A 10,985-nucleotide genomic window follows, 5' to 3' on the forward strand; every position below is an offset into this window, starting at 1 on the left:
CTCCGGGGCAGAGACGAAGTGGACACCGGGTGCCCGGGGTGAACGAAAGGGTGAGCTGTGACACGTTCCGAGGACGCCGAGCCCGAAGTGCCGTCTGCCGCGGGCGCCGCCGTGTTCACCGCCGATCCGGAGGTCGGCAGTGACCTGGCCCTGGTGGACTGGGCGGCCACGCCGCTGGGGGATCCGGCCGGCTGGCCGCAGAGCCTGCAGACGACGGTGAGCATCCTGCTGTCGTCGCGGTTCTCGATGTGGATGGCGTGGGGCGAGGAGCTGACGTTCTTCTGCAACGCCGCCTACCGCCGCGACACCCTCGGCCGGAAGTACCCGTGGGCGCTGGGCCGGCCGGCCAGCGAGGTGTGGGCGGAGATCTGGGACGACATCGGTCCGCGCATCGACACCGTCCTGACCACCGGCGAGTCCACCTGGGACGAGGCGCTGCTGCTGTTCCTTGAGCGCTCCGGCTACACCGAGGAGAGCTACCACACCTTCTCCTACAGCCCGCTGCGGGACGACGCGGGCCTCGTCGTGGGCTTCCTGTGCGTGGTCAGCGAGGAGACCGACCGGGTCATCGGCGAGCGCCGGATGGCGACCCTGCGCGATCTCGGCTCCGACCCGAGCGTGGTGCGCACCGAGCAGGAGATGCTCGACTTCAGCAGCCGGCAGCTGGAGCGCAACCCGCGCGACCTGCCCTTCACGCTGACGTACCTCTTCAACGACGACGGCAGCGCCCACCTCACCGCGGCCACCGGGATCGCGGCCGGCCACCCCGCAGCCGCCCCGACGCTCCCGGCCGGCGCCGTGGGCCCGTGGCCGACGGAGGCCGCCGCGGACGGCCGCTCGGTGGTGGTGCCGCTGGACGGCGGCACGTACGGGGACCTGCCCACCGGCGGGTGGCAGGAGCCCCCGGACCAGGCCCTGGTGGTGCCGCTGCTGCAGCAGGGCGGGGCACCGTACGGCTTCATGGTGGCGGGCCTGAACCGCTACCGGTCGCTGGACGAGGGCTACCGCGGCTTCGTGGACCTGGTCGCCGGCCATGTCGCCACCGGGGTGGCCAGCGCCCGCAGTTACCAGGCGCAGCAGCGCCGGGCGGAGGAACTGGCGGAGCTCGACCGGGCGAAGACGACGTTCTTCTCCAACATCAGCCACGAGCTGCGCACCCCGCTCACGCTGATCACCGGCCCGGTGCAGGAACTGCGCATCCGCCTCAGCGAGGCCGACGAGGGGGTGCGGGAGGACCTGGAGGTCATCCACCGCAACGGGCTGCGGCTCGGCAAGCTGGTCAACACGCTGCTGGACTTCTCCCGCCTGGAAGCCGGCCGGATGCAGGCCAGCTACGAGCCGGTCGACCTGGCCGCCGTCACCGGCGAGCTGGCCAGCGTCTTCCGCTCCGCCATCGACAAGGCGGGCCTGGACTTCCACGTGCGCTGCGACCCGCTGCCCGAACCGGTCTACGTCGACCGGAGCATGTGGGAGAAGGTGATCCTCAACCTGCTCAGCAACGCGCTGAAGTTCACCTTCGAGGGCTCCATCAGCGTGGGCGTGCGGGTGGCGGACGGCACCGCGGAGGTGTCCGTCGCCGACACCGGGATAGGCGTCGCGCCCGACGAGATGGCCCGGCTGTTCGAGCGGTTCCACCGCATCGAGAAGGTCCGCTCCCGCTCCAACGAGGGCAGCGGCATCGGCCTGGCCCTGGTCAAGGAGCTGGTCGGCCTGCACGGCGGCACCATAACCGCCGCGTCCACCGAGGGCCGTGGCACCCGCTTCACCATCTGTCTCCCCTTCGGATCGGCGCATCTGCCCGCCGACACCGTCCTCCAGCAGAGCAGCACCGACGCGGCCTCGATCACCGCGGACCCGTTCGTGCAGGAGGCGCTGCGCTGGCTGCCCGGCGACCAGGGCGCCGCGGCGCCCGACGAGATCACCGAGCCGGCGCCGGGGCCTGACAGCCCTGCCAGGGTGCTGATCGCCGACGACAACGCCGACATGCGCGAATACCTCGGCCGCCTGCTGCGCGGCGCCGGCTACCGGGTCAGCACCGTCCACGACGGGCAGCAGGCCCTGGAGTCGACCCGCATCGAGGCTCCCGACCTGGTGGTCAGCGATGTGATGATGCCGAGGCTGGACGGCCTGGCCCTGGTCGGAGCGCTGCGGGCCGACCCGCGGACCGCCTCGGTGCCGGTGCTGCTGCTGTCCGCGCGGGCCGGGCAGGAGGCCTCCATCGAGGGCCTGCAGGCCGGCGCGGACGACTACCTCGTCAAGCCCTTCGCCGCCGCCGAACTCCTCGCGCGGGCCCGGGCGAACATCCAGCTGGCCCGGCTGCGCGGCCACCACGCGCGCTGGCGCACCGCGCTGGTCGACTCGCTCCAGGAGGCCTTCTTCGTCTGCGACGAGGACGGCACCGTCGTCGAGATCAACGCGGCGTTCACCGACATCCTCGGCTACGGCCCGGAGGGCCTGCCGTACGCGCCGCTGCAGCCGTGGTGGCCGGACGCCGAGTCCGACCCCGACGCCCACCAGGAGGTGCAGGCCGCCTTCGGCCAGCTGGTGGGCAACAGGAAGGGCCGCTACACGATCCCGGTCACCCACCGCGAGGGGCACCGGATCTGGATCGGCGCCACGTTCAACCAGGTCCAGGACCCCGACAGCGGCCGTACGGTCATCGTCGGCACCTTCAGGGACGTGACCGCGGAGCACTACGCCATCCAGCGGGAGAGCGCCCTGGCGGCGCTCGGGACGTGCCTGTCCCGGTCCAGCAGCCTGTCCGAGGCGTTGGGCGGCGCGCTGGGCGAGCTGAAGAAGCTGTGGCGCGCCCGGCGGGTGACGGCCGCGGTCTTCGACCGCGCCGACGAACCCGCGCTGACCTCCACCGACGCCGATCTCGCCTGGCGGGACCTGCCGGTGCAGCGGCGCCAGGCGCTGGCCGGGCTGCGCCAGCAGCCGGTGCTCAGCCCCGTCGCGGAACCCCCGGGGGCCGGCATCCTGCTCGAGCATCCCGAGGGCCCGCTGGTGCTGTGGGTGGACCTGGGCGAGCAGCGGCCCTTCACCGGGGAGGACCAGCTGCTGCTGTCACTGCTGGCCGGCCACCTCGCGCAGGGCCTGGCCCGCGCCCACCAGATCGACCAGCAGCGCGAGACCGCCATCGCGCTGCAGCGCGCCATCCTCGGCCCCTCCCACCTGCCCGACGGCTTCGCGGTCCGCTACGAGCCGGCCACCCAGCCGCTGGAGGTCGGCGGCGACTGGTACGACACCGTCCCGCTCCCCGACGGGCGGATCGGCATCGTCGTCGGCGACTGCGTGGGCCGCGGCCTGCAGGCGGCCACCGTGATGGGGCAGTTGCGCAGCGCCTGCCGCGCCCTGCTGCTGCAGGACGCCCGCCCGGCCCAGACGCTGATGGCCCTGGACCGCTTCGCCGCCGGCGTCCCCGGCGCGGTCTGCACCACCCTCTTCTGCGGTGTCCTGGACTCCGCGACCGGGGAGCTGACCTACTCCAGCGCCGGCCATCCGCCAGGCATCCTCGTGCATCCCGACGGCACCACCCGCCTGCTGGAGGACGGCCGCTCGCTGCCGCTGGCGGTCCGCCCCGGCACCGACCGCCCGGAGGGCAGCTGTACGATCCGGGCCCGCTCCACGCTGCTGCTCTACACCGACGGGCTGGTCGAACGCCGCCGCCGGCCGCTCAGCGCAGGCATAGACCAGGCCGGCAAGGCACTGCAGGACGGGCAGAACACCGCCATCGACGACCTCGCCACCGAGGTGATGGCCCAGCTGGCCCCCGCCGAGGGCTACGACGACGACGTGGCACTGCTGCTGTACCGCCATCCGGCACCGCTGGAGATGTCCTTCCCGGCCGAGTCCGCGCAACTCGCCCCGGTCCGCCGGGCGTTGCGCGAATGGCTGGCGCAGTGCGACCTGCCGCCGCGCACGGTGCAGAACGTACTGGTCGCCGCCGGTGAGGCGTGCGCCAACGCCATCGAGCACGGTCACCGCGACGCCCCGGGCAACCCGGTCCACTTCCGGGCGGAGGCCTTCGTCGACAACCTGCACCTGACCATCGCCGACACCGGCCGCTGGAAGGCGCCGGAGCCCGAGCTGAACGCCCACCGCGGGCGGGGCCTGAGCCTCATGCAGGCCCTGATGCACCACGTCACCGTCACCCCTGGCCCGTCGGGCACCACCGTCGACCTGCACACGAGGATCCTCTGATGACCACCCCCCTGACCCTCACCCCCGGCCGGCGGCCCGACGGCACCGCTCTGCTCACCGCGACCGGCGAGATCGACATGAGCAACACCGAGGTCCTTGCGGCCGCCCTGGACAGCACGCCGGGCCCGCTGGTGCTGGACTTCACGGGCGTCGAGTACCTCGACAGCGCGGGCCTGAGCGTGCTCTTCCCGCACGCCGAGCGGATCGAGCTGATCGCCAACCCGCTGCTGCGGCCGGTGCTGGCCATCTCCGGCCTCGCCGACCTCACCACCATCCACGACTCCTGAGCGCACCCGGCCACCGGCTGTCACCTTTCCGCGCCGCCGGCCGGGCCCGGTCCGCGCGCCTGCGCGCGGTTCCGGACGATCAGGTAGGAGCCTGACGCATGGCCTTCGACGACGACGCGACCGACCCCCGGCCGACCGGGTGGCAGGCGGAACCCGCCGACCCCGACACCGCCGTCGACCCGTGGCCGCCCGGTGCGGTCCGCAGCCGGCGCCGCGAGCAGGGCGAGATCCTCGCCGCCATCGCCGCAGGCGGCGTCATCGGGGCCGCCGCGCGCTACGGCGCCACGCTCGTCTGGCCCACCGGCCCGGGCGCCTTCCCCTGGACCACGTTCTGGATCAACGTCACCGGCTGCGCCGCGATGGGCGTCCTCATGGTCCTGATCACCGAGCGCTTCACCGCCCACCCGCTGACCCGGCCCTTCCTCGGCACCGGTGTCCTCGGCGGCTTCACCACCTTCTCCACCGCCACCCTCGACACCAGGAGGCTGCTGGACGGCCAGCACGCCGGCACCGCCCTGCTCTACGTCGCGGGCACCCTCGGCGCCGCCATGCTGGCGATCTGGACCACCGCGACCCTCACCCGGCTGATCACCCTGCCCCGCGGCGACGGCGAAGGGGGCCGGGGGTGAACTGGCTGATGGTCATCGTCGGCGCGATCGTCGGCGCCCCGCTGCGCTACCTCACCGACAGGGCCGTCCAGGCCCGCCACGACACCGTCTTCCCCTGGGGCACGTTCACCGTCAACATCGCCGCCTGCGCCGGCCTGGGCTTCCTCACCGGCGCGGCCACCGCCACCGCCGTCCCCCAGGCGCTGCAGCACCTCATCGGACCCGGCCTGTGCGCGACCCTGAGCACCTACTCGACCTTCTCCTTCGAGAGCCTGCGCCTGGCGGAGACCGGCTCACGCTACTTCGCGCTCGCCAACTCCGGCGTCAGCATCGTCGCCGGCCTCGGCACGGCCTACCTCGGCGCCGCCCTCGCCCAGGCCCTCCTCGGCTGAACTCCCGCGGGTTGGCAGGGAGGCCGGCGCGGTAACGATCAGTGCGTCCGGCCGGCGGGCCGGGGAATCCGATCACGACGAGGAGCCAGCCATGAGCACCGACGACGCCTACGCGGCCGCGCTCGACACCGCGGGAGAGTTGCTGGGGCAGCGGCTGGACCTGCCCATGAGTCCGGGCGAGCCCGCCTCGGGAGCCGACTTCCGCAAGGTGGCGACGATCCACTCCTTCGGCGACTCCTGGACCCGCACCGCGCTGTCCACCCACGACCGCTCCCTGGTCTCCGTGGCGGTCGCCGCGACCCTGGGCGCTCTCGAGCCGCTGCGCGGTCAACTGCGTATCGCGCTCAACAGCGGTGTCGCCAAGGACGAGATCGTCGACCTCTTCATCCACCTCGCCGCCTACGCGGGGGTCGCCAGGGCCTTCGAGACCTACCAGGTCGCCCTGGAGGTCTTCGCCGAGACCGCATGACCCGCCGGGCGGCGGGTGATCACGCCGGTATATGACGTGTGGTCAGGGTCCGGCGCGTCATAGAATCCGCTGTCATGCGCATAGCACCCCGCTCGACCGGCGGCCCCGCCCGTGTCCTCGCCGTGGCCGCCGTCGCGGCCGCCGCGCTCCTCGCCGGCGTGACCGGATGCTCGTCCGGCTCCGGCAGCGGGTCGAAGCCGCTGAAGGCACTGCGGCACCTGCCGGCCGACGTCAACGCCGGAAAGCAGGTGACGTACGTCGACAGCGCCCGGGCGCGGAAGCTGAACGCGACCGACCCGAAGCGCTTCACCACCATCGGGCAGTCGGCAAGCACCGTGCTGAACGGCTACAGCACCGGGCCGTGGGCGGAGCACCTGAAGCCGGACCAGATCGACACCGCGATCGACAGCGGCGTGGCCGGGCGCTGGGACGGCTCGTTCGACGCGGCGGCCATCACCGCGTCTTTGAAAAAGGCCGGCTACACCTCCCTCGACCAGGACGGCAAGCAGGTCTGGAAGCCCGCGGAGGGCAGTTCCGGGCCGAGGTTCGTGATCTCCAAGGACGAGATCAGCTACGCCGTGGGTGACACGCAGTTCTCCGCGGTCGACCCCGGCCGCGGCGACTCGCTGGCGGACAACAAGGAGTACCAGCGCGTCACGAGCTGCCTCGGCGACGTCTACCGCGCCGACTTCAACCCCCTGACGCCCGCCAAGCCGGTCCTGCTCTCCGCCCTCGGGCAGCAGGCGGACGACTCGGGCAAGAACACCGAGGTGCTGTGCGTGGTGGCCAAGGACCAGGCGACCGCGGACGGCATGGTGACCAAGCTCCACTCGGTCGTCAAGGACAGCGGGCCGAGGTTCGCGGGTACGACGGTGACCGTGGACAAGGGCGACCACCCCGTGGTGCGCGCGGCCGTGCCGGACACGGCGTCCCAGCGTCCGGGCCGGCTGTTCACGACCGACGTCCAGCTGTGGATTTCCGTCGGCGAGGGCTGACGCGGGCGGGTCACGGGCGGGCGCTGTCGGCCGGCCGCCGGGGCGGGGGCGACGAGGGCGGCCCCCCGCACTACCCTGGCGGCTGTCCGACCGAGTCATACGCCGACGTCAACACCGACAGGGGACCTCGTGGCCGTTCACCGAGAGACAGCGGGGGCACCGGGCCTTGAGGAGCTGCGCCGGCGTGCCGCGGCGACCGGCGCGCCGCAACGCGACGAGGGCCTGGTCGTCTGCGAGAACCTGGTGCGGATCTACCAGACCGAGGGCGTCGAGGTGCAGGCCCTCCAGGGTCTCGATCTGGCCGTCTCCCAGGGCGAGATGATCGCGGTGATCGGCGCCTCCGGCTCCGGCAAGTCAACCCTGCTCGGCATACTCTCCGGGCAGGACGTGCCGACCGCGGGGTCCGCCGAGGTCGCCGGGCACGACCTGCTGGCGATGAAGCGCCGCGACCGGCTGAGCTACCGGCGCTCGACCGTGGGTTTCGTCTGGCAGCAGACCGCCCGCAACCTGCTGCCTTACCTCACGGCGGCCGAGAACGTGATGCTGCCGATGACGTACACCCGGATCAGGCGCTCGCAGCGCCGGGCCCGCGCCGAGGACCTGCTCGGCCTGCTGGGCGTCGGCCACTGCGCGGACCGCACCCCGGACGAGCTGTCCGGCGGCGAGCAGCAGCGGGTCGCCATCGCGGTGGCGAACGCCAACGAGCCCAGGGTGCTGTTCGCCGACGAGCCCACCGGGGAGCTCGACTCCGCCACCAGCGACGAGATCTTCGCCGCCCTCCGCCAGGCCAACGAGGATCTGGGCGTCACCGTGGTCGTGGTCACCCATGACGCGCTGGTCTCCGAGCAGGTCCAGCGCACCGTACGGATCCGCAACGGCCGCACCTCGACCGAGGTGCTGCGCCGGGTCGAGACCGGCGAGGACGGCGTCGAGGCGCTGACGGCCGAGGAGTACGCGGTCCTGGACCGCAACGGGCGGCTCCAGTTGCCGCGCGAGTTCACCGAGCACCTGCACCTGCGCAGGCGGGTGCGGCTGGCCCTGGAGAGCGACCACATCGGGGTGTGGCCGGACGCGGCCGCGCGGCAGGCGAAGTCCGACGCGGAGGGCGGCACCCCGAGCGACCCGGCGGACGGCGGCGCGTAGCCGTCGCGGGCCGGTCAGCCGAGCCGGAGGACGGCGCCCAGGCTTCGCCGGCGGGCCAGGGCGGTCTCCGTCGCCGCGGCGGCGACCACCAGCACGATCACGCCGGCCACGAGGGCGAGCGTGAGGGCGTAGTCGGTACGCAGCGCCGGCTGGCCGGGGCCGCCGGTGAACTGGCGCAGGTTCAGCGTGTCGGCCATCAGCCGCGGTTCGAGCAGCCCGAGCAGGGTGCCGCCCACCGCCGAGGCCGCGGCCAGCGGCAGCAGTTGCAGGAAGTGCATCGTCCCGGCCTCCCTCCCGCCCAGCCCGAGGGTGCGCAGGAACGACGTCGTACGGCTGCGCTCGTGCGAGGTGAGGATCAGCTCCAGGGCCACCGCGAGCAGGCCCGCCAGGGCGGCCGGCACCGAGGCGGCGGCGTAGACGGTGCCGACGCCCCGGGTCAGACCGTCCTCGCGCAGGGTGGTCAGCGTCTCGGCGCGGACCCGGATCCGCGCCAGCGGCCCCAGCGCCCCAGCCGCCGCCGACCGGAGCGCCGCGGCTCCGGGGGTCGCGGGGCCGTCGCCCTGGAGCAGCAGGACGGAGGTGCCCTCGGCCTGCTGCGGCATCAGCTGCTCGGCGGCGGCGCCGGTGATCAGGATCGGCGTCCCGGCCGCGATCCTCGCCGTGACCGGCCCGAGCAGCGGGTCGTGCAGCTCGGCGGCGGTGAGGGTGCCGACCGGATTCAGCGTCAGGTGCACGGCTGGATGTCCGGGGTCCTGAGTGATGGTGGAGGTGAAGGCGCCGGTGCGCTCGCGGGCCCGCAGGTCGGGCGACACGACCGACGCGAGCCGGATGTCGCCGCCGGTCCGGGCGGGCGGTGCGGCGGCCAGTGCGGACAGCAGGGTGCGGGCCAGGGGCGATGCCGGGGCGAGGGCCGCGAGTTGCCGGGGATCCACGGTGATCACGGCGACCGGGGAGATCACCGTGCCGTCGGACCGACCCACCAGTTCGAGGGTGTGCAGGTGCTGGAGGGCCATCCGTATCCCGGGCGTGCCGGTCAGGCTGCCGGGTGCGGGGGCCGTGGTGTCGTCGGTGGTCGCGCTCGCGTCGGCGCCGGTGCTCCAGGCAGCGCCGGCGGCCAGGCCGTCGCCGATCGTCTGCTGCACGAGGCCGCCGAAGACGGCGGTGCCCAGCGTCAGCACCAGGACGAAGAGGGCCAGGCCGGTCGCCGGGGCGTCGTGTGCGGCGCGGGCCGCGCCGATGAAGCCCACCGCTCCCCTGCCGCGGCGGGTCCGCCGCAGCAGGAGGCGCAGCACGAGCGGGTAGATCCGCAGCAGGATCAGCACGACGGCCAGCGCCACCGCCACCGGCACCGCGCCCAGGACCCAGTCGGGGCCCTGCGAGCGCAGCGCCACCACGCCCGCGGCCGCCACCAGCAGCACCGTCGCCTCCATGACGACCCGGCGGCCGGCCACGACCTTCCTGCGGGAGCGCCGCAGCCGGCCGGGCCTGGCCGGCTCCCGCACCGTGCGCCAGGTCATCAGCGACACCGTCAGCGCCGCCGTCGCGGCCACGGCGGCGGCGACCAGCGGTTGCGGGGAGCCGGAGGTGCCGGCGGGCGCGAGGTGCCGGCCGGCCGCCCAGCCGAGCAGCGCGGCGACCAGCGCCACCGGCCATGCCAGGGCGCTGCGCAGCAGGACCAGCCGCGCCGTGGACGCGCCCCGGGCGCGCTGCAGCCGCAGGTGCGCCCTTCTGCGGCGCAGCAGCAGCCGCACGGCGACGGCGGTGGTGGCCAGCGCCACGGCCGCCAGCGAGTCGACCGCGAAGGCGGCGAGCGCCCGCGCCTGCCGGTCCTGGGCGGTGAAGGTGTCGAGGAGCGGCGTCAGGTTGTCGGTCACCACGAGGGGGCCGGTGGCCTGGTCGCCGAGGCGGCAGCCGATCTGGCCGGTGTTCGGGTCGACTCCCAGGCACAGTCCGGCGTTCAGGTCGGCGCCGAAGTGGGACAGGGACGCGGTCAGCGCGTGGGCCTCGTCGAGTGCCGCCCCGCGCAGGTCGGCCCGCAGCTGCCAGGTCACCAGCGGCCCTGGCACCCCGGCGCGGGCGAGCACGTCGGCGGCGTCGGTGCCGACCAGGCCGCGGGCGGCAAGCACGGTGCCCGCGCTGTGCTCCTCCGGGTGGCGCGCCGGCTGGGACAGCGTCGGCCGGCCGCTCCAGAAGTCGTCGGTGCCGGCCTGTGCGCGGAAGACCCCGCTCACCAGCAGCTCGACCCGGGCGGGCGGCTGCTGATCGGCGGGCGGCGGGTCGTATTCGAGGGTGATCCGGCTGCCGGTCCTGACCTCCAGCGCCCGCGCGGTGGCCTCGGAGAGCGCGAGCTGCGGTGGCGTGCCGAACGGCGTACGGTCGGCCGGCGCGCGGCCGCTGACGTAGCGCAGGTGGCTCCGCGCAGCCGGCAGATAGCTGATCGCCAGCTCCGGGCTGGTGATCGCCCGTTCCGGCGGCGGCGGCGAGGTGACGGCCGCCTGGTTGAAGTCGTAGCTGCCGCTGCCGGCGAAGGTGAGGTGCCGCGCCGCGGATCCGCCGAGCCGGCGGTCGAGGGCGCGGCCGTCGCTGAGCAGGGTGGCCATGTCCACGGTGGGCGAGGCGGTGTCGAAGACCTCCGGCACGGTGCTCAGGGTGGCCGGCGGTGCCTGCTGCTGGGCGGCGGCGACCCGCTGCCGCAGCGCCCGGTCCTCCTGGCGGCCGGCGGCCGCGGGGGCCCACGCGCACAGTCCGGCCAGGACAAGCACCAGCGCCGCCAGGCAGCCGAGCAGCGGCAGGTCGCCCCGGGTCTCCCGGCGTATCAGCCGCAGCGTCATCGCCGCGCCCGTCCTGACGGGTCGGGCCACCGTCCGCTCGTTCCGGTGGTGTTCGGC

8 protein-coding genes are annotated in these 10,985 nt (G+C 74.1%); 7 read left to right on the forward strand and 1 reads right to left on the reverse strand.

Going from position 1 to position 10,985, the window contains the following annotated elements:
- Positions 1-57 precede the first annotated feature (57 nt).
- The 7 genes from OG702_RS03120 (at position 58) to OG702_RS03150 (ending at position 8,097) form a co-directional block, all read left to right on the forward strand.
- Complete coding sequence (locus tag OG702_RS03120) at positions 58-4,203, forward strand: SpoIIE family protein phosphatase (RefSeq protein ID WP_327287323.1); 4,146 nt, start codon at positions 58-60, stop codon at positions 4,201-4,203.
- Positions 4,203-4,490 (forward strand): STAS domain-containing protein, encoded by a 288-nt coding sequence (locus tag OG702_RS03125; RefSeq protein WP_327287324.1) that lies wholly within the window; start codon positions 4,203-4,205, stop codon positions 4,488-4,490. The genes OG702_RS03120 and OG702_RS03125 overlap by 1 nt, the downstream gene beginning before the upstream one ends.
- A 98-nt stretch (positions 4,491-4,588) precedes the next feature.
- Positions 4,589-5,119: a fluoride efflux transporter FluC gene (locus tag OG702_RS03130; protein ID WP_327287325.1), complete on the forward strand. Its 531-nt coding sequence runs from the start codon at positions 4,589-4,591 to the stop codon at positions 5,117-5,119.
- The gene (locus OG702_RS03135; RefSeq protein ID WP_327287326.1) at positions 5,116-5,490 is read left to right on the forward strand and encodes a fluoride efflux transporter FluC; all 375 of its coding nucleotides are present in this window, start codon (positions 5,116-5,118) and stop codon (positions 5,488-5,490) included. The genes OG702_RS03130 and OG702_RS03135 overlap by 4 nt, the downstream gene beginning before the upstream one ends.
- A gap of 91 nt (positions 5,491-5,581) precedes the next feature.
- Positions 5,582-5,959 carry a carboxymuconolactone decarboxylase family protein gene (locus tag OG702_RS03140; protein ID WP_327287327.1) on the forward strand — a complete coding sequence of 126 codons (378 nt, stop codon included), beginning with the start codon at positions 5,582-5,584 and terminating at the stop codon, positions 5,957-5,959.
- A 74-nt stretch (positions 5,960-6,033) separates the two neighbouring features.
- Positions 6,034-6,954, forward strand: coding sequence for a hypothetical protein (locus OG702_RS03145; RefSeq protein ID WP_327287328.1), 921 nt, complete (start codon positions 6,034-6,036; stop codon positions 6,952-6,954).
- Between the two features lie 129 nt (positions 6,955-7,083).
- A complete protein-coding gene (locus OG702_RS03150) occupies positions 7,084-8,097 on the forward strand; it encodes an ABC transporter ATP-binding protein (RefSeq protein ID WP_442814287.1) in 1,014 nt (337 codons plus the stop codon).
- Between the two features lie 14 nt (positions 8,098-8,111).
- Here the strand turns inward: OG702_RS03150 and OG702_RS03155 are convergent, their stop codons facing one another.
- A complete protein-coding gene (locus OG702_RS03155; protein WP_327287329.1) occupies positions 8,112-10,958 on the reverse strand; it encodes a hypothetical protein in 2,847 nt (948 codons plus the stop codon).
- Between the last annotated feature and the right edge of the window lie 27 nt (positions 10,959-10,985).

Origin of the sequence: Streptomyces sp. NBC_01198 (assembly GCF_036010485.1) — a bacterium.
Lineage (GTDB): Bacteria > Actinomycetota > Actinomycetes > Streptomycetales > Streptomycetaceae > Actinacidiphila.